The sequence below is a fragment of the Brucella pseudogrignonensis genome, assembly GCF_031454375.1.
Taxonomy (GTDB): Bacteria; Pseudomonadota; Alphaproteobacteria; order Rhizobiales; family Rhizobiaceae; genus Brucella; species Brucella pseudogrignonensis_A.
Window position 1 is genome coordinate 116879 of sequence record NZ_JAVDQT010000009.1, and the last position, 19723, is coordinate 136601.

Sequence of the window (19723 nt, forward strand, 5' to 3'; positions counted from 1 at the left end):
CATAAGACTATTATTCCTAATTTTTCTACTTGTTTGCTACTCTCTTTTCATGCGCGGCGCGCTGTCTATCAACTGACGTGTATAGGCATGTTGTGGCTTCGCAAAAAGGTCCTTGGCGGTCGCTTCCTCGACGATTTCCCCATAATACATGACGGCTACGCGATCGCTAATGGCTTCCACCACCGCAAGATCATGGCTTATGAAGAGATAGGACAGGCCAAACTGCTCTTTAAGTTCATCGAGCAGCAGCAGCACTTGCGCCTGAACGGAGACATCAAGTGCACTTACCGGCTCATCCAGCACGATGATTTCGGCATCTGCTGCAAGTGTGCGGGCAATGGCGATACGCTGTGCCTGTCCGCCGGAAAATTCATGCGGATAGCGCAGAAGAGTATCTTTTGGCATCTGCACGGCATCGAGCAGTTCTTCCATCCGCTTTCTGCGCATTTGACTATCAAGTTCACCGAGTAGTTTCAGGGGTGTTTCCAGTATCTGCCAAATGGTCTTGCGCGGATTAAGCGACGCCACGGGGTCCTGAAACACATATTGGATCACTTTGCCGAAAGCCCGCGGACCAGAGCGGCGAAGTGAACTGGCATCCTGTCCGGCGATTTTCATCGTGCCCTCGCTCGGCTCTGTAAGCCCCACCAGCATTCGCGCCAACGTGCTTTTTCCTGATCCGCTTTCGCCTACGATTGCCAGTGTTTCGCCGCGAGCGAGATTGAGCGAGACAGACTTGACTGCTTCAACAACATGGCGCTGTTTGCCGAAAAATGTACGTCCGCCACCAAAGGTTTTGCTCAGATTGTGGACACTGATTGCAGCCCGGCTCATGTGGCGGCCTCCGTCTGTTTGCGGCTGAACAGCTTTGCCACGCGCTCATAGAAGTCTTTGCCGTGGCCAAGTTCTGGCACGCAGGCAATCAGCCGCTTGGTATATCTGTGTTGCGGGTTGGCGAGCACCTCTCGGGCGGCTCCTGTCTCGACGATCACCCCGTCTTTCATGACGGCAACGCGATCGCAGATTTCGGAGACGACGCCAAAGTCATGAGTAATGAACAATAGCGCCATGCCGCGTTCGCGCTGGAGATCGCGTAAAAGCTCAAGAATGCGCGCCTGTACGGTCACATCAAGTGCGGTGGTCGGCTCATCGGCTATGATGATGTCCGGATCATTTGCAAGTGCCATGGCTATGCCGACACGCTGACGCTGACCGCCTGAAAGCTGGTGCGGGTAATGATCTGCACGCTCCTTTGCATCCGGAATACCCACTTTCTCCAGCAAGGCGATGGCTTCTGCCCGGCGTTCGGATGCGCTGATCGATTTATGCGCAGCGATTGCCTCCTCGACCTGTTTGCCGATTGAGTACATCGGGTGCAGCGTAGTCAACGGATCTTGAAAGACATAGGCGACCTTGCTGCCGCGCGTGGCGGTGAGTTCGGTTTCGCTCATGTCGAGTACGTCTTCGCCGTCAAGATAGATGGCGCCGTTGCGGATCAATCCGGGCGGAGAAGCGACCAGCCCCATGATGGAAAGTGCGGTAACGCTTTTGCCTGAGCCGCTTTCGCCAATCAGGCCAAGACATTCACCGCGATTAAGATGCAGGGAAACATTGTTGACCGCAGGCGTGTAGTTGCCATTGTTGACGAAGCCTGTTTCGAGCTTTTCGACCGCGAGGGCTGCATTCAGCATCCTCGTCTTGGGCGCGGTTCTGTTCCTGGCGATTGCCGTTACCGAGCCGGGACGGGCAAGAGCACCGGAGCGCAAACGCGGATCAAGCACATCGCGGATACCGTCGCCCAGTACATTGAGGCTGATGACAATCAGAAAGATCATCAGGCCCGGCACGATGGAAACATGCGGTGCCGTGAACATTTGCGCGCGGCCTTCACCGAGCATCGAGCCAAGATCAGCCTGCGGCGGCTGTGCACCGAGACCCAGAAAGCTGAGACCTGCCGTTTCAAGGATCATCCAGCCTGCCGTGGTCGACATGGTGATGACGATAACCGGCAACACGTTGGGCAACACTTCGGTAAGCAGGATTGAAATGTGCCCTTTGCCGGAAAGCCGGGCAGCATCGACAAATTCGCGATTGGCGAGGCCGAGTGTTGCGCCGCGCACATTACGTGCGAAGAACGGGATATTGACCACGGCAATTGCATAAAGCGCATTCATCAATCCCGGTCCGAGCGCTGCAACGATTGCAAGAGCCAGCAGGATATAGGGGAAGGCCATCAGCATATCGATGCCGCGCATCATAAAGTTGTCGGTGCGCCCGCCTGCATAGCCTGCGACGATGCCGATAGCCGAGCCGATCACGGCGGCAATCAGCGTGGCTGCAAAGCCAACCGCGACCGAGACCCGTGCGCCCCAGAGAAGGCGACTCAGAATATCGCGTCCAAGCTGGTCTGTGCCCAGCAGATGACCTGCAGAGAAGACGGGTTGCAGCCGGTTTGCAGGTGCTGTCGCATCCGGGTTGGGTAATGGCAGGATTGGCACGACTATTATCAGCACGCAGATGAGCGCGAGCAGAAAAAAGCCAAAAGCTGCCAGACGATTGCTCATCAGCAGACGCCATGACGACAGGCGTGCAGGAGCGGCTGGGGTGTAGGTTTCCGAAAGGGCGCTCATGTGCGTATCCTCGGATCAAGCATGGTCTGAAGGACATCGGCGAGCAGATTAAACAGCACATAGCTGGCTGCCACGATCAGCACGCCGCCCTGCACAAGCAGGATGTCGCGGGTCGAAATTGCCTTCACAAGCATGGCGCCAATACCGGGCCATTGAAACACGGTCTCGATATAGACTGCACCGCCCAGCACGAAGCCTGCCTGAATGCCGATGACGGGAATGACACTGACAAGGGCTGCACGAAAGGCGTGGCCGTAAATCACGCGACGCTCATTGAGCCCTTTGGCGCGTGCGGTGCGGATATAATCCTGACGCAGCACTTCAAGCATTGCCCCGCGCGTCAGCCGGGCAATCACACCGGCAGCAACGACTGCAAGCGTCGATGCAGGCAGGATCAGATGCCAGATTAGGTCCTTGAGATCACCGCCGCCATAGACTGCATACATGCCGGAGGCCGGAAGTATGCGCCAATGCACTGCGAAGAGATAAATCAACAGAAGGCCAAGCCAGAATGACGGGATCGAAATGCCTGCCAGAACGATGAAGGTGATGGTGCGATCTGCCCAGCCAAATTGACGAACGGCTGAGACAATGCCTGCGAAAAGTCCGAAGATTGAACAGAGCACGAGAGCAACGCCCGCCAGAATAAGCGTTGCCTGAAAGCGTTCCAGCACCTCATCGAGAACAGGACGATTGAGCACGAAGGAGCGACCGAAATCACCGTGCAACAGATTGCCGATCCAGATGAAATATTGCTGGACCAGTGGCTTGTCGAGGCCGAGATCACGATTGATACGCTCGACATTTTCCGGCGTTGCATAAGAGCCGAGCAGGGCTGTCGCGGTATCGCCAGGAATTGATGCCATCACCAGAAACACGATGATGGACAGCCCGAAAAGTACGGGAACGACTGCGATGAGCCGCTTGAAGATATAGGCTGGCATTGGCCCTCCTCCGCTTCATCTGGGGCGCATTTCGTGCAAAATCGGGTTTCGCTTCTGCTTAAAATGCGCAAGTAAAATTGCGCCAGCGGCCCTAGAGCGCCGTGCGTCCAATTGGGCGCACAAAGAACGCTCTAACTTATTGAATCTACGCACCGTGCTTTCCAAAAATCAAATACGATTTTTGGGCCAATGCTGTAACCTCTGGCGCAAAGCTTCATTGTTTGGTCACATCTTTGAGATGCAGCAGGAATGACGGCTGGAGCTTGAAGCCCTGAACCGCAGCTGTTGTGACAGCGTTCTGTTTCCAATTGGCAACAAAGAGCCATGGCGCATCGTCGTGGACGATGGACTGGATCTCGCCATAAAGCTTGCCGCGCTCTGCCTGATCGGTCGATGTGCGTGCCTTGGTCAGCAATTCATCGACTTTCAGATTGGAATAATAGCCCGAGTTAAAGCCGCCTTTGTGCGGCAGGGCTTCGGTGCGAAGCGTGAGAAATGGAACCGTGTCCGGATCATTGGTCATCCATGCCATTTCTGCCATGTCTGCCTTGCCATCGAGACCGGAATTCACGCGACCAAGAAAGGTGTTCCACTCGTAGGTTTCAATCTTCACCTTGAAGCCGACGGCCTGAAGATCCGCCTGAATAGCTGCGCCCATATTGATCGGGTCAAGCATCCCCGAGCCACCTTCTGTCACATAGAAAGTGAGTTGAGGATTGGTAGCGCCTGCTTCCTTTAACAGCGCCTTGGCTTTTTCCGGATCGTAAGGATAAGGCTCGGCTTTATTATCAACCCAGTTGAATGCAGGTGGCACGGGACCGGCCGCGACAGTTGCAGAACCTTGGAGGACATTATCGACCAGACCTTGTTTGTTGACTGCATAATTTGCAGCCTGACGAACTTTCTTGTCGGCGAACGGTCCGCTTTTGGTGTTGAGAATGCTGAACCAGACATGTGGTCCCGCCTGTTCTGCGACAGCGAAATTTGCATCCTGCCTGAAGGTTGCGAGATTATCCGGCGGAACCTCGACCATGATGTCGATGCCACCTGCCATCATTTCAGCAACGCGCGTATTGGCGTCGGTGATGGGACGGAAAACAATCGCGTTCAGGGTCGGAGCCTTATCCCAGTAGTCGGGATTGCGCTCGACCACCACGCGCTGGCCAGACTGCCATTCGGCAAACTTGAATGGGCCGGTGCCCGACGGATGGCGACCAAATTCAGTGCCATATTGTTCAACGGCGGCTGGCGAAACAATGAGGCCGGTCGGATAGGCGAGGTTTGACAGGAAGGGCGCGAACGGCTCTTTCAGGTTGAACTCAACTGTGTTTGCATCGACCGCATTGACGCTTTCAATGGATTCAAAGTTAAAGGAGAGGGGGAACGGGCCGGTATTGTAGAACGGATGATCCTTGTTCAGCATCCGCTCGAAATTGAATTTGACCGCTTCAGCGTTGAAATTGGAACCGTCATGGAATTTCAAGTGCTCTCTCAGCTTGAATGTATAGGTTTTGCCATCGTCCGAAATGGTCCAGCTTTCAGCAAGCGCCGGCTCGATTTCCAGCGTGCCATCCTTATAGCGGACCAGACCGTCATAGATGTTCACAAGGATGCGGAAATCATTCGTTGCCGTGACCGTGTGCGGGTCAAGTGATTGCGGTTCAGCAATTTGCCCGACGATCAGAACATCGGGCGGTGTCTGCGCGCCAGCGTGAAATGTCGCTGAAGCCAGAACCAGAGTGGCCGCTGTCAAAACGGCGCGAAATAACCTCTTCATCAGCGGGTCCTTTCGTTTGGCCATACCTGCCTGCAAATCTGTCAGTATTTAATTGTAGGGCTGAAAAAACGGATATCAACAAATTGTAGAAATTAATTTATTAAGCCTATTAGTTTAAATTTATAAAACTCATCTCAATTAATATCTAATATTTTTATGGATGATAAAATATTACCAATCATTCATTATTTGTTTTTCAATGAAATTTACTATTATTATCATGAAATAATTATAATTATATTATGCTATGGGTTGGATGACGTTCTTGATTATTCAATTGATCGCACTGAATTTCAGATACATTATGTAGTCGCGTGACCAGAGGCCTTTTTAAATGAAAAACCCAGCAATAGGCTGGGTTTTTTCAATTGCAGCGATTAATCGCGATGCTCTGGCATCTCTTTTAGCTGGTCTTTCGTCCAGCTCGTCACAGCATGAACGTCTCCGCTTTCATCGCGCATGAAATCAAGATCGGTTAAAGCTACTGCCACGGGCTTTGCACCAATGCCAAGAAAACCTCCCACATCAACAATCACTTGACTTGCAGCGCCCATTGCATGGACATGATCTACTTTACCGATTTTGTGATCATCGGCTCCATAAACGACTGCCCCCTCCAAAATAGAAGGTGTCAGCTCTGTGGGTAAAAGGCGCGTATGTTTACTGTGATCCATAACAGGTTTCTCCTTATAAATTCTTACCGCTCTAAGTTTTAAGAGCATCAATTGATGGCCTCGGTATAAGAGCGACTGACGATTGGTATGAGAATTGACCAAGAAGCCTTCAACTCGCTATTTCATATCAATCGCCAGAAGTTTTTTATCATCGACATGGTCTATGATCGCGTGCTTTATAGATAACGACTGCGCTCACGTTGCACTTCATCAGCGGTGTATGGTGCTGCGGCCGTATCAAACCGCTGCCAGCCATCTTCGGTATAAACGCGGCGGCGCTCTACAAGGTCGACGCGATTTGCACGCGAGAGAATAGCCTCTGCCTCTGCGTAGCGATCTTCAGGCACCTTTGCAGTGACCACAGTGCCGCCACGTCTTACACCTTCTGCATAGAGATGTGCATCTTCTTCAGACACTCCCGCTTCAGTGAAGGCACCGATTAGTCCGCCTGCTGCACCACCAACAACGGCACCTCCAACTGCGCCAGTAAGTGTGGCGGCTAACCAACCTGCCGCAACGACAGGTCCAACACCTGGAATGGCCATAATGCCAAGACCAGTCAGCAATCCACCCGCACCACCGACGGCAGCACCTATACCTGCACCAACGCCAGCACCTTCAGCAGCATTGCTTTCTTTCTCATGGTCGCGTGAAACAATGCTGATATCAGACGATGGAATACCAGCAGATTCCAGTTCTGAAACAGCTACCTTAGCTGATGAATAAACGTCAAACAGACCTGTAACGGTTCGCATTTTAATCTCCCTTAGTTAAACGATTTCTCAAGCTGAATTACATAGCTTTTTTTGTAACATTGCCTTGATAGTCGAGCTGAACGGAAACCTTGTCCGCTCCCTTCATCGCGGAAGCTTCCCAGATTCCTGCTTCTGTCAGTTTAAGATCGTTTACTTGTGAATAGCCTGCTTCTTCGAAACGATCTTTTGCCTGCTCTTCTGTGAAGCTATTTTTACCTGCTACCGGAGCTGTTGGGTTATTCGTTTCTGGTGTTGCAACAGCCGGCGTTTCCGCACTTTTTGCGTCCTGTGAAAAGGCAAAAGTTGGCGCGAATGCCAGCGCGCTAGCAAAGGCTAACGTTATGATTTTCATAGTATTTCTCCCAGTTAATAGACTGAATGAACCAGTATTACGAAAACGTCCAAAACTCTTTTGAGTTCCACGTTGTTTTCATAGTTTGCAGAAAATTTAGATTTCTGATGCCAACTAGTTCTTAAGCTCTTTACCAACAAACCCGCGTTGAAGCTCGTCAGATACCAATTTAATTGCGGTCGCAGCCTCTGTGGGCGCCCAGCCAGCATTGACCGCTTCGTTTATCAGGTCGCGAACACCAGGTACACTTGTTCCCAAAACAACTGCATCAGCTTCCTCTTCAGAATGTCCTGTCAGAGTGGTACGTTTAATAAGATCTACAATACCTGGCGATACAGCGTCTTTGCAATCGCGCTGTCTGCCTGGATAATCACCTGCTGATTTGGGACTTCTCATTGACGTCCTTCCTTCATACTTGATAGGATAGTTTAGTCTTCAGATCGATCTTTATATGGCTCGTTTGGAAGCTGCTTTCTTGAGCTGCCAGGAGCGTTTCCCTGCTCATGAGTAGGTCGCATTTGTTGGTCTCTGGGTTCAACAGATGATGGATCTGATGACTTATCCGTGCGATTCAGATCAGGATCAGACCAAGGGGACTTTCTCTTATTCATTTTCTCTCCAATGAATAAAACCCCGCCGAAGCGGGGTTACTCGATTTAAGCAGCTTTTAAATTGATCTTGGTTTCTGCAAGTTTGGTGAGATCCTTGTCGGTCTGACCTTCTTCCTGGAGCGTGGCATCTAACAGCTTGGCAATGTCTTTATGTCCAAGCTCTGAAGCCCACCGCTTGAGGGTGCCATATCGGGTAATCTCGTAGTGTTCGACCGCCTGCGCTGATGAAATAAGACCAGCATCAAGCGCCTTGGTTCCCTTAAACTCGTCAATGATTTCTTCGCCCTCAGCAATAATACCCTCAATGGCATCACATGTTTTGCCTTGAGCTCGCCTGCCCAGGATTTCAAACACCTGCTGAAGGCGTTCAATGTGTTCCTGGGTTTGGTCTTTATGCTTTTCAAAGGCCGTTTTAAGCTCAGGAGACGATGCTGCGCGAGCCATCTTCGGTAGCGCTTTCACAATTTTTCGCTCAGCGTAATAGATGTCCTTGAGCGTATCGTAAAAAAGATCGTCGAGCGTTTTTTCTTTTGACGTTGGCATGGTTCTCTCCCTCAAATTTGGTAGAAAGCCCCCGCCTGTAGGTAATGCAATTGCAACTCATAAGTTCCGCGATTTTCGCAATGCTGCTACTGAACTCGTTTACGAAAAAATATTATGACGACACGTAAGATAAAAAACTTGGTTGCCCGATATGCAACAATGCTATGCTTTGGTAAAGAATTCTCCAGGGCTGTTTTCACACTATTCTATGGTGGATAAGCACCGCTGCGAATTGTTTGAACACCAATTCGATGAATGGTCTCTGAAATAAGATTGTCAGTGCCTTTGATTTCAAACTGATCGACCTGATCTATCAATAGCGAAATTGTCGTCTCAACGATTTGCAATCTTAAACGCTCGTTCGAAGTGTAGAAGCTCGCTTTGTTATACAGCAACCGCCTCAAGTTGAACGGGTCTGTGTCGCATGCAGTGTTGAGGAGAACCATGGTGCTCCTCCTTCCTGGCAGGCAAGAGCACATATGAACCCTCAGCCGTCACCGCCTACGTATTCGGATTGGTGACGATGAAACAAGCATACCCCCACACAATTAAGAGTCAACCTCTTGGACATCATGCGAGTAAGAGAGCGTTTCTGCCAGAACTTGCAGTCACCATCCCGAACTCCATTTATTGACAGTTCGCAATACGGTTTCATTCTTTCGCCATGCTGTTTGAACGATCAATTATTGGAAATCCAGCATCAAAACGCGGCAGCGATACGGGCTCAATTGCTCTCAAAGTAAATTTACGTCCAGCGTTAATCTGCCCGGCAGACCGCATCTCTCTCAATTTCCAATGGAACCTTAACCTTGAAAGAGGGTTGATATTTGTAGGAAACACAATTGGAGGAATTGTTATGAAAATCTCTGCCCTTCTACTTGCCAGTGCAATGGTGCTCGTACCAGCAATTGCTGGTGCACAGGCAACTCAAACACCCAACACTGATGCGCCGGGCGCAACGAACACCCCGACACACGATGACAAAACACCTGATGCCGGCCAGAACAGCATAACCGAGGCGCAGGCAACTGAGTTGTTAGGTAAAGCAGGATACACTGACCTCACAGGATTAAAGCTCAACGATCAGGGGGTATGGGAGGCTTCCGCTATGAAGGACGGTAAAAACGTAATGCTCTCGCTTGATGCAGAGGGCAAGGTTTCAGAACATATGATGTAGGCTTGTAAGCTAATTTTTTGAAAGCCGCTTTGGCGGCTTTCAAAATTAATAGCCCTGATAATCCAACAAGAAGGCATTGAGGAAATGAAACCTGAATCTACTGATCCATTGACGCATGACAAGGACGTTAAATTTCTAACTGAGAATTCCGATCTTTCCCCTCTTAAGGCAAAAGAATTGATTCAATCACTTGGACGTGATCACCCTGATTTGCTCAAAGAAGCGAAGAAATTCAAAGCAGAAAGCTGACAGATTTAGCAAATAAATACTTTCATTTTTAGCTATCTTTCAAGAAAACAAGAATTAAACGGAATCTGAACGCACTGCGTCTGGGAAATACAATTTTGTTTAGTCGATGCTGGCGTCCAGAAATCTTGGTTACATGTGCGGTATGCGGCTATGGCGACAGATAAGCTTTCTTTGTACAGAAGTAAGCGCGACTTCAGCTTAACGACTGAACCGAAGAATTCAACTTTAAAAAACCGTTCAAAACAAAGACGTTTCGTCATTCAGAAGCACGACGCGACCCGGCTTCACTATGATCTTCGACTTGAACTGGATGGCGTTTTCAAATCCTGGGCAGTCACAAAAGGGCCGTCACTTGATCCTCATGACAAGCGCCTTGCAGTCGAAGTTGAGGATCACCCGCTCGATTACGGCGACTTCGAAGGGATAATCCCAAAGAAGCAATATGGTGGTGGTACCGTTATGCTATGGGACCGGGGTTACTGGGAACCTGAAGGCAATAGAACACCGCAAGAAGCCCTTGAGAAGGGCGATCTGAAGTTCACCCTTGAGGGCGACCGCTTACATGGCAGTTTCGTGCTGGTGCGCATGCGCCATGATCGCAATGCTGGTAACCGCATTAACTGGCTGCTGATCAAACACGAAGATGAGTTCTCCGTGGCAGAGAATGGCGCAGGGGTCCTCGAGAAGTACTTCAAGTCGGTGGCGTCCGGACGAACGATGGAGGTTATCGCGTCTGGCACAGGCAGAAAACCAAAGCCATTTATGACCACAACCGCCGGCGTCGAGGCAGATGCTGTGTGGGATAGTAGTCGTGGTCTGGCCGCTCAGGAGCGCAAGACCGGTGGAAGAGTTAAGCCCCCCTCTGAAAAGCGGAACGAAAAATTGGCTCCTGTGCGTCGCAAGATTGCCGGCAACGCATCAGTTATGCCTGCATTTATACCACCGCAATTGTGCAAGACCTTGGCGCGGCCGCCATCTGCCCCTGGCTGGCTCCATGAAATCAAGTTTGATGGCTATCGGCTGCAGATGCGCATCGAACGCGGCACGGTTACCCTGAAGACGAGAAAAGGCGTCGATTGGACGATAAAGTTCCGTGCCATCGAAAAAGCAGCATGCATGCTTCCCGATGCAATTATCGATGGAGAAATTTGCGCACTTGATGACCACGGGGCACCGGACTTCGCAATCCTGCAGGCAGCTCTTTCAAAAGAGCAAACAGATGCCCTAGTATTCTTTGCCTTTGATATGCTGTTTGAAGGCCATGAGGACACACGCGAACTGCCGCTTTTTGAGCGCAAGCATAGGCTTGAGGCGCTTTTATCAGACACAGGTGAGAATACGCGTATTCGATTTGTTGAGCATTTTGATACCGGTGGAGATGCCGTTCTCTACTCCGCCTGTCGCCTGTCACTTGAGGGGATCATTTCCAAAAAAGCCGATGCGCCCTATCGCTCGGGCAGGAGCCAGTCCTGGACGAAATCCAAATGCCGTGCCGGTCATGAGGTGGTAATCGGTGCCTACGCTAAAACCAATGGCAAGTTTCGGTCTTTATTGGTAGGCGTCAATCGCGACGGCCAATTCGTCTATGTTGGTCGTGTCGGAACGGGGTATAGTGCCAAAGTGGTGCAGACCATTTTGCCCAAGTTGCAAGCGCTGGAAACATCTACGTCGCCGTTTACAGGCTTGGATGCTCCAAAAAGCCATGATGACATCGTCTGGCTTAAGCCCGAATTGGTGGCCGAGATCGAATTCGCCGGATGGACAGGAGATGGTCAGATACGTCAGGCGTCATTCAAGGGCTTGCGCGAAGACAAACCTGCGGAGGAGGTTGAGACAGAGACACCGACAAATCCCGAAGAGACTGATTTACCTCAACCGGAGACGGCCAGGCCCCATCCCGAACGTTCTGCCAGAGGCCGCAAGGCGCAGGTGATGGGGGTGATGATTTCCCATCCCAACAAGCCGTTATGGCCCGATACTGAGGATTGCAAGGCGGTTAGCAAGCTTGAGCTTGCACGATATTACGAGGCCATAGGCCCCTGGATGATAGAACACTTAAAGGGTAGGCCATGTTCGATCCTGCGGACACCCGATGGCATTGAGGGTGAACAATTTTTTCAGCGTCATGCAATGAAAGGTATGTCAAACCTCCTGGAACTTGTCACCATAAGCGGTGACCGCACGCCCTATCTGCAGATCGACCGGATTGAGGGGCTCGCTGCCATCGCTCAGATCGGTGGTGCAGAGCTTCATCCGTGGAATTGCCAGCCGGGCAAACCCGATAATCCAGGTCGTCTGGTCTTCGATCTGGACCCCGGTCCTGGTGTCGCGTTTCCAAATATCGTTGCCGCGGCGCGAGAGATACGTGACCGGCTGGAGGAACTTGGTCTTCTGAGCTTTTGTAAGACCACCGGCGGTAAAGGCTTGCATGTGGTCACGCCGCTTGCCTCGTACAAAGAGAAGGTCGAAGGCTGGGATGCGGCAAAGATGTTTGCTCACGATATTTGTAAGCAAATGGCACGAGACAATCCAGACCTTTACCTGATCAAAATGGCGAAGAACCAACGCGAGGGGCGTATTTTCCTCGATTATCTGCGAAATGACCGCATGGCGACAGCTGTTGCGCCGCTTTCACCACGCGCCCGCCCGGGCGCTCCCGTCTCCATGCCACTTAATTGGTCGCAGGTCACACCCGACCTCGATCCGAAACGTTTCAATATTAGCACTGTGCCAAGGCTCTTATCAAACATAACTGCCTGGCAGGATTATAATCAGAGCCAACGGCCGCTTGCAGAGGCGATAAAGCGGCTGGCCAATATCAACGGGGCCTGAAGTATCAACGGCAAGACTTACTTTCGCGGCTGCTTTTGTTCAGCGAGAGATTTGCGCAATGCATCCATGATATTGATCACATTGTCAGCTGTTTCGTGGGACTGTTTTTTCGCTCTGCTTTTCGCCGGCTTTTTAAGCATCTTTTTCCGAGTTTCAATAATATCGAGCAGCCGATCCTGCACAGGATCAATCACCATACTGGCATCCCAATTCCTTGTCTGGCTTTTAATTAGTTTCTGTACCAACTGCATCATATCGGCATCTGGCTTTTCTTTACTGACGCCTTTGAAATAACTTTCCTCATCACGAACCTCGTCACCGTAGCGCAAGGTCCAGAGCACTATGCCTTTGCCCCGGGGCTCCAGCATCACAGCGCGTTCGCGGCGGGCGATGACCAGCCGGGATATGCCTACCATTTTCTGCGCTTCCATCGCATCACGAATGACGGAGAATGCCTCTTGGCCGACCGGTTCATTTGGAGACAAATAATAGGGCGTATCGAGCCAGATCCATTCAATGCTGTCGCGCGGTATGAAGGTTGAAATATCAATGGTTTTGGTACTGTCGAGGGACACATTCTCTAACTCGTCATCTTCCAGTATCACGTAGTCAACTTCACCACGCTTATACCCTTTCACCTCGTCCTCTTCCCTGACGGTTTTTCCTGTCACTGAATCCACATATTGACTAATGACACGGTTACCGGTTGGCCGATTTAGCGTGTGGAAACGAACCCGCTCACTTTCGGATGTTGCGGGTACCATTTGAACTCCGCAGGTCACGAGTGACAGCTTCAGATACCCCTTCCAGTAAGAACGAATAGCCATGGTGATTTCCTATCAGCTTGCCTTACGGCCCTTCGGAGCGTTATGGTTCGGTTTTGCGGCAGTCTTTTGCCCTTGTTCGCCCGAGTTGACATTGGCCGCTGGACGCTTGGACTTTTTCTTGTTCGTATCCATAGCAGCACTTTCACGCAACGCCTTGAGAAGATCGGCTGGCTTTGAGGCAGCGGGAGTTTTTCTTCTTGGAATCGACCGGCCTTCCATCTTGGCTTTTACAAGTTCATTCAGCGCTTCGTCGTAGCGGTCTTCAAACTTGGTGATATCAAATGAGCTGGTCTTCGTTGCAATGATATGCTTTGCCAGTTCGAGCATCTCGCCTTTGATCTTGAGATCGGGAAGTTCCTCGAAAGCTTCTTCGGATGCGCGTACTTCATAATCGAAATTCAGCGTTGTGGCGATTAACCCTTCACTGTGCGGACGGATTAAGACCGTTCGCAGCCGACGAAACAACACGGTTCTCGCAATCGCTGCAACCTTTTGCTGTTTCATGCCGTCGCGTAAAAGTACAAAGGCTTCTATGCCTCTTCTATCGGGTGCCAGGTAATAGGGTTTGTCAAAATAAACATTGTCGACCTGCGAGCAGGGAATGAATGCATCAATCATCAGGGTCTTGTCGCTTTCCGGGACTGCTGCTGATATTTCATCCGCCTCCAACACGACATAGCGACCATCGTCGATCTCATAACCCTTGACCTGTTTGTCGCGATCCACAACATCACCGGTTTCGCTATCGACGAACTCCCGTCTTACACGGTTTCCGGTTTTGCGATTTAGAATGTTAAAACTTATCCTGTCTGAGGTAGATGCAGCAGTGTAAAGCGCCACGGGGCAGGACACTTCACCGAATTTAATGAAACCCTTCCAGTTCGCTCGCGGAGCCACCATGGTGGTATTCCTTCTGTTCACTCCAGCAATAAAACCGAGAGATTGACTGCCACTAATTCTCAGAGATCATGGTGAGGGCTCAACTTTTTCGACGCTGAACGCAATTTGCTCACTGATTGATCAATCATCTGGATATCTTCCACCGTGACGACCGGTATAGGATCGGACGCCATAGCCTCCAGAACATCTGTCGAAAGACAGTTGTTTCGCAAGACCCACTCCATCGCCTCGCGCGTCTCCCGTTCAGCGCGCAGCTGGGCATAAAGGACAAGGATGAGCCGATCGCGGGCATCGAATGAATTTCCTTGCGATTTTATCGGATTTTTTGACATGGCCACTGTCCCACAATTACCCTATTCCACGGCCGCCTGTTGCACCATAAACCTCACCATTGATGAAGCTTGCCTCTTGCGAAGCGAGCAAGACATAAATGGGGGCTATCTCAACAGGTTGACCGGGGCGTCCAAAGTCACTGCTTTCTCCAAAATGGCGCACCTTTTCATCGGGTTGCCCGCCACTTGGTTGAAGCACTGTCCAGAAGGGGCCGGGTGCCACAGCATTGACACGCACACCTTTCTCAATGAGTTGTTTAGAAAGGCCTTTGGTGTAAGCAATAATGCCTGCTTTGGTCGTAGCGTAATCCAATAGGATATGTGAAGGGTCATATGCCTGGATTGATGCGGTAGTAATAACCGAAGCCCCTGCATAAAGGTGCGGGGTGGCCGCCTGGGTAATCCAATGAAGCGCATAGAGATTTGTTTTCATCGTCTTGTCGAAGTCAGCGCTCGACAATTCGCTGATATCCTCGCGGTATTGTTGTCTGGCGGCATTGATGACGAGGATGTCCAGGCCACCAAGATCACGAAACGCCATTTCCACCATATTTCGGCACCATGCCTCGTCTGATATGTCCCCTGGAAGAGATATGCCAATCCGACCTTCTGCTTTTATAAGATCGATTACGGTTTCGGCATCGGATTGCTCTTCCTCAAGGTACGAAATCGCTACATCAGCACCTTCGCGAGCAAACGCAATTGCCACTGCGCGACCGATCCCTGAATCACCGCCGGTGATCAGAGCCTTTCGTCCTGTCAGCTTTCCCGAGCCTTTATAGCTTTTCTCTCCGTGATCTGGGGCTGGAAGCATGTTTTCAACCAGTCCCGGCATCGGTTGTGGTTGCGCATCAAAGGGTGGAGCCGGATATTGAATGCGTGGATCCTGCTTTGTAAGGCGGTCCCTCATCATAATTGTCCTCCATATTGCAAATTAAAGGCTCGCTCGAATTGCACGTCCGATGCGAGTAATTAAATGCTTATAAAGGTAACGTTCGCCTTCTCACGTCGTTCCACAATTTGAGAGGATTTTAGGCTAAGCTGTCATTTTAGCGCGAACAACTCCGCGTCGGCGTCTCGAGCTCCATTAATTGCGGTAGAGATTATCTCCGCAGCAATCTGGCTGTAAGTAATACCATTGCCACCAAATCCCATTACACAGTAGACATTTTGCAAATCAGGTACTGGGCCAATCAACGGCAGTCCTGTGGTTGTTGAGCCGAAAGCGGCAGCCCATCGGTATTCCACTGGTCCAATATCAACACCAAGCAGTTTACTCACTTTTCGCTGGATAGTCTTCTCTTTTTTATGCAGTTTTTCTTCAGAGTGATAAGCGCTGGCGTTGTTCTCATCTTCACCGCCCGCGATCAAACGTCCCTGATTATCTGTTCTCAGATAAAGATAGGGGTCGGATGCTTCCCAAAGGATATGGTTTTTCAGCCAGTGGGGAAGGGCGACGCCTGCTTTACTCGCTATCGCCCATGTTGAAATGATCTCGTGTTTTTTGTTGGCAAGGCTCTGAAGAAACTCATAACCAGTACAGAATACGACATGTCCAGCGGATATTAGTTTGCCTGCTGCAGTTCCCAGAACGACCCTCTCTTTGAAGGCCTTTATGTCAGTGATTTCCACTCCGCTCACGATTTCAGCCCCAACCCTGGCCGCATGACGTAGCAATCCAGCGGTCAACTGACCGGGGTTGGCGGATGCGGATATGTCACTCAATATGGCGCCACTACGCTCAATATCGTAGAGCTTTTTCATACCAACCTTATCAATGAACTGCGCGCCTATTCCAGCTTTTACACGTGCTTCCATTTCATTTTTAAGACCGCGGGCTCCAATTTCGTCACCTGCAACGTAGAGTGCTTGCTTGCGTTGCATGAAGCAGGAAATTTCAAGCGAGCGAACAATTTCTTCGAGTTTAAGCACAGCTTTTGCAGAACGCAACCAGGCCCTGTTTGCCTGTTCTTGTCCGATCATTTTTTGAAGCTTATGTAAGGGCACATCAATTTCGTGCTGGATCATTGCCGTGCTGGCAATACTACTGCCATGAACAGGAGTGCGTTTATCAATAATGAGTATGGACTTGCCGGGTTTGACGAGAGCTTGCGCAACGAGCGCTCCGCTAATCCCCGCGCCGACGATCACAATATCGTAGTGATCCATGCCAATGGAGCTTTTGCTTCGTACAGTGATACGAGGGCTATCAATCCATAGGGGACGAGAATCTCGCAGATCACGAGTCTTCGTAAGCTTTTGTTCTGTCATGACGCTCTTTCATGTGCAGCTATTATGGCTCTTTGTAGCCGACCACATGGATAGTGAGTGTGCCGGACGATGGGTTGGTTTTAAAAAATAAGATCCCCGTCTCATGGGATTCAGATGCGACGTAATCGAACGTTATGTCAGAGCTTTCAGTGCTGCTGGATGAGGAAATGTCTCCGCGAACCTGCACCTGGGCGGCTGTTGAAAGAGAAGTGTTACGGAGATCGAACGTTACGCGGTAAACTTTGTTCATAGAGTTTATCGACATGATTGATATGTCGAACTGAGGCTCTTGAACTTCATATCGATAAATGTCCCGGCCAATCCATACGAAAAGGGCAATGACCAACAAAGTGCAAATTCCGCCTGCAACCCATTCTAACCAATGAGGTTGAGCGGTTTCGGTATGTGTATTGCCTTTGGATTTTGTCATCGTTCAATCACAATATGAGACGTGCGGCGGCAGCGCCGATGGAGGCGGGGAATCCGAGGATGACGGCGGCAGTAAGTATTTGGGAGAGGGATGTGTGATCGAGACGTTCAAAAGTCCACAAGGCATAAATGCTGACCACGATGGCGATGACATATCCAGGCATTGTGAAACGGATGAAGGGTTCCCACCAAGGCATTCCCGCTGAGGTGCTATGTGAGCCCTTAAAATGAAGCGCGTAAACAAAGCCGTGCATTAGCGTAACGGAGATCAGGGCGATGCAGGCGGTATGAAACGGGCTGATCTTATACGCAATTAGGATCATTTCATCAGTTGGGGCGACATTGAGACTGAGAAACAGCGATCCAACCAACATCATGAAAAGTTCATGGAGATATCCGGTTTCGCCTTCATATTCACCGTCTTGTTTGTCGCGTTCTTCCGAGCGAAATCCAAGCTGACTGCGTCCCAGTAATGCGCCGATACTGGCTGGCACAGACTGCAAAGCAATTTTGGCCACCATGATGCTGATGGTCAACTGGTCATCAATAACGCCCAGAAGAAGCAAAATGGCGGCACTTACGGCAATACCCAGCCCATAAGCTATTACGGCATCACGAAATGCTTCATGCCAAGTGGTGGTCTTTTCAAAACCTATCCGCCTGGCGAGTACCCAAAGCAAAGGCAAATTGAGAAGGCAAAGTAGCAGCAGACGCGAGCGATTTACGTATAGGCCAAGGAACCACATTTCCATAGTCATCAACATCGGCAGAGCGAAAAGAAGTGCTCCTGCAACACCACGCGCGATACCGATAATAACGTGACTGGCTTTATGGTCCCCAGGTCTGCCTGCTGCAATTGCCACCATGAAAAGCCTCCAGCTCCATGTCAGCATTAACGCTTGTCTCAGACACTGGTTCCCCGCTCAGCTCGACGTATCGATAAGTGCAATGCCAAATTCTGGACGATAGCGACGTCGCAACTCTTGAGGTGTCTCCCTAATGATCACTTCGAGGGTCGGCCTTACATACCCGTTGACAAAATGGCCGCCCCGCGTGTGCCCGTCTGCCAGACCGAGAACGGCATGCAAATGTGGATTTGGTTTTCCCTTCTCATCTAGCGTGACATCGCCTATCAGGCTCAAAACCTCGCTTTGAGCGTCGACGGGAATATTTAAATAAGATTTTGATGTCAGATCGAAGAAGGCTAGCATGGCAGTCTCGAACGCGCCGATGGCTGTAACTGAAGCGGCAGTAATATCTTGTTTGATTGCGAAGTCTCTAATGGTTTCGAAAGCTTCTTCACCGGGGTCAACGATAAGCATAAAAACACGTTCATCGTCATTTAATAACATTTTGCTTTGCATGATCTTAATCCCTTTCTCTCCAGTAGAGGGCTACCAACCAAGTAAGTTACCAGACAAGATATGCAATTTGTCAGCCAACGCGGCGCAGATGACGCCCTTCTTCGATTTCTTCGACGATCTTGTTCACAAATGCATCAAGATCGTCCGGCGAACGGGATGTGATAATACCCTGATCGACTACAACCTTTTCGTCTGACCACACGCCACCGGCATTTCGCACATCTGTCTTAATTGAGCCGTAGGAAGTTACATTTCGTCCTCTGATCGCATCTGCTTCTATCAACAACCAGGGCGCATGGCATATCGCAGCAACGATTTTGCCAGATTGGGTAAATTCGCGCACAACACGCATGGCGTTTTCATCAGTTCGCAGCTTGTCAGGATTAATCTGACCGCCCGGCAGCACAAGCGCATCGAAGTCTTCAACGTTAACATTCTCTGCCAAAAGGTCGACGTTGACTGAATCACCCCAATTGGAGTTGTCCCAACTCTTGATCGCACCGCTTTGAATGGACGCGATTTTTACGTTTGCACCCCGGCGCTGCAGTTCTTCATAAGGGACATGGAGCTCGGAACGCTCATAACCATCAGTTGCCAGTATAACGATCTTTGCATTCTTTATAGCTTTCATATTTTGGTCCTTTCCAATTTCTCGGTATTTGATCGATGTCGTTGAATTGCAGAAAAATTAGACATCTTAGCATTGGGATCTATTGAAAATTTCGAGCGGGCGGAGCGCGCGCCGGACGGGTAAGAAGCTCGTCTGCCGTTTCGTTGGCCATCAAGGGAAAACGGAAAAATCCTGATGTTCTTCAGCACCGTCGAGTCCGTTTGACACAGCGCGGCTCCTTTCAAACCAACGTAAGCAAAGAGGGATTGTTCCCTCGATTGTGCCAGCCCGTCGTATTAAACTTTTTTAGTTAGGGGGGCGGAGCTGAGTTTGATTTATTAAGCAAGCAGTTCGAAAGCGCAGAGATTCTAAGCAAGCACCAATCCGGGTTGAATTTATCTCCACGTTTCCTGAGCCATCGCTGGCTGAACACTTTTTGGGCTGGT

Annotated in this window: 22 protein-coding genes; 3 read left to right on the forward strand and 19 right to left on the reverse strand. The window is 50.3% G+C overall.

Annotation, left to right across the window (positions count from 1 at the left end):
- Positions 1-36: 36 nt before the first annotated feature.
- The 10 genes from J2782_RS19740 to J2782_RS19785 all read right to left on the reverse strand — a co-directional run bounded on the left by J2782_RS19740 (position 37) and on the right by J2782_RS19785 (position 8732).
- Entirely contained in the window at positions 37-834 is a 798-nt protein-coding gene (locus tag J2782_RS19740; protein ID WP_310015614.1) for an ATP-binding cassette domain-containing protein, read from the reverse strand.
- Positions 831-2630 carry a dipeptide/oligopeptide/nickel ABC transporter permease/ATP-binding protein gene (locus tag J2782_RS19745; RefSeq protein ID WP_310015615.1) on the reverse strand — a complete coding sequence of 600 codons (1800 nt, stop codon included), beginning with the start codon at positions 2628-2630 and terminating at the stop codon, positions 831-833. The genes J2782_RS19740 and J2782_RS19745 overlap by 4 nt, the downstream gene beginning before the upstream one ends.
- Positions 2627-3574, reverse strand: coding sequence for an ABC transporter permease (locus J2782_RS19750; protein ID WP_079213247.1), 948 nt, complete (start codon positions 3572-3574; stop codon positions 2627-2629). The genes J2782_RS19745 and J2782_RS19750 overlap by 4 nt, the downstream gene beginning before the upstream one ends.
- Before the next feature lie 214 nt (positions 3575-3788).
- On the reverse strand, positions 3789-5351 hold the full coding sequence (locus tag J2782_RS19755; protein ID WP_310015616.1) for an ABC transporter substrate-binding protein: 1563 nt from the start codon (positions 5349-5351) through the stop codon (positions 3789-3791).
- Positions 5352-5728: 377 nt separating this feature from the next.
- Complete coding sequence (locus J2782_RS19760) at positions 5729-6025, reverse strand: PRC-barrel domain-containing protein (protein ID WP_310015617.1); 297 nt, start codon at positions 6023-6025, stop codon at positions 5729-5731.
- Between the two features lie 176 nt (positions 6026-6201).
- On the reverse strand, positions 6202-6780 hold the full coding sequence (locus J2782_RS19765) for a hypothetical protein (RefSeq protein ID WP_310015618.1): 579 nt from the start codon (positions 6778-6780) through the stop codon (positions 6202-6204).
- 37 nt (positions 6781-6817) lie between these two features.
- Entirely contained in the window at positions 6818-7132 is a 315-nt protein-coding gene (locus J2782_RS19770; RefSeq protein WP_310015619.1) for a PepSY domain-containing protein, read from the reverse strand.
- Between the two features lie 114 nt (positions 7133-7246).
- Positions 7247-7528 carry a hypothetical protein gene (locus tag J2782_RS19775; protein ID WP_310015620.1) on the reverse strand — a complete coding sequence of 94 codons (282 nt, stop codon included), beginning with the start codon at positions 7526-7528 and terminating at the stop codon, positions 7247-7249.
- A gap of 260 nt (positions 7529-7788) precedes the next feature.
- Complete coding sequence (locus J2782_RS19780; protein WP_310015621.1) at positions 7789-8286, reverse strand: YciE/YciF ferroxidase family protein; 498 nt, start codon at positions 8284-8286, stop codon at positions 7789-7791.
- A 206-nt stretch (positions 8287-8492) separates the two neighbouring features.
- The gene (locus tag J2782_RS19785; protein WP_310015622.1) at positions 8493-8732 is read right to left on the reverse strand and encodes a hypothetical protein; all 240 of its coding nucleotides are present in this window, start codon (positions 8730-8732) and stop codon (positions 8493-8495) included.
- Positions 8733-9142: 410 nt separating this feature from the next.
- Here J2782_RS19785 and J2782_RS19790 point away from each other — a divergent pair, with 410 nt between their 5' ends.
- From J2782_RS19790 to ligD, 3 genes are all read left to right on the forward strand, one after another.
- Positions 9143-9463, forward strand: coding sequence for a hypothetical protein (locus tag J2782_RS19790; protein WP_310015623.1), 321 nt, complete (start codon positions 9143-9145; stop codon positions 9461-9463).
- Between the two features lie 84 nt (positions 9464-9547).
- Entirely contained in the window at positions 9548-9712 is a 165-nt protein-coding gene (locus J2782_RS19795) for a hypothetical protein (RefSeq protein WP_310015626.1), read from the forward strand.
- Between the two features lie 150 nt (positions 9713-9862).
- Positions 9863-12544, forward strand: a complete 2682-nt coding sequence (gene ligD / locus J2782_RS19800) for a DNA ligase D (RefSeq protein WP_310015628.1) — start codon at positions 9863-9865, stop codon at positions 12542-12544.
- A 17-nt stretch (positions 12545-12561) separates the two neighbouring features.
- Here ligD and ku (J2782_RS19805) read toward each other — a convergent pair whose 3' ends face one another.
- The 9 genes from ku (J2782_RS19805) to J2782_RS19845 form a co-directional block, all read right to left on the reverse strand.
- Entirely contained in the window at positions 12562-13371 is an 810-nt protein-coding gene (gene ku, locus J2782_RS19805; protein ID WP_310015630.1) for a non-homologous end joining protein Ku, read from the reverse strand.
- Between the two features lie 12 nt (positions 13372-13383).
- Entirely contained in the window at positions 13384-14271 is an 888-nt protein-coding gene (gene ku / locus J2782_RS19810; protein WP_310015633.1) for a non-homologous end joining protein Ku, read from the reverse strand.
- 59 nt (positions 14272-14330) lie between these two features.
- Complete coding sequence (locus J2782_RS19815; protein WP_310015635.1) at positions 14331-14603, reverse strand: hypothetical protein; 273 nt, start codon at positions 14601-14603, stop codon at positions 14331-14333.
- A gap of 16 nt (positions 14604-14619) precedes the next feature.
- Positions 14620-15513 carry an SDR family oxidoreductase gene (locus J2782_RS19820; RefSeq protein ID WP_310015671.1) on the reverse strand — a complete coding sequence of 298 codons (894 nt, stop codon included), beginning with the start codon at positions 15511-15513 and terminating at the stop codon, positions 14620-14622.
- Between the two features lie 134 nt (positions 15514-15647).
- Positions 15648-16874 carry an NAD(P)/FAD-dependent oxidoreductase gene (locus tag J2782_RS19825; protein WP_310015637.1) on the reverse strand — a complete coding sequence of 409 codons (1227 nt, stop codon included), beginning with the start codon at positions 16872-16874 and terminating at the stop codon, positions 15648-15650.
- A 22-nt stretch (positions 16875-16896) separates the two neighbouring features.
- Positions 16897-17304 (reverse strand): TIGR02588 family protein, encoded by a 408-nt coding sequence (locus J2782_RS19830; protein WP_310015639.1) that lies wholly within the window; start codon positions 17302-17304, stop codon positions 16897-16899.
- Positions 17305-17311: 7 nt separating this feature from the next.
- Positions 17312-18169: a TIGR02587 family membrane protein gene (locus J2782_RS19835; RefSeq protein ID WP_310015641.1), complete on the reverse strand. Its 858-nt coding sequence runs from the start codon at positions 18167-18169 to the stop codon at positions 17312-17314.
- Between the two features lie 57 nt (positions 18170-18226).
- Positions 18227-18667 (reverse strand): PPC domain-containing DNA-binding protein, encoded by a 441-nt coding sequence (locus J2782_RS19840; protein WP_310015643.1) that lies wholly within the window; start codon positions 18665-18667, stop codon positions 18227-18229.
- 70 nt (positions 18668-18737) lie between these two features.
- Positions 18738-19298, reverse strand: a complete 561-nt coding sequence (locus tag J2782_RS19845; protein WP_310015645.1) for a type 1 glutamine amidotransferase domain-containing protein — start codon at positions 19296-19298, stop codon at positions 18738-18740.
- Between the last annotated feature and the right edge of the window lie 425 nt (positions 19299-19723).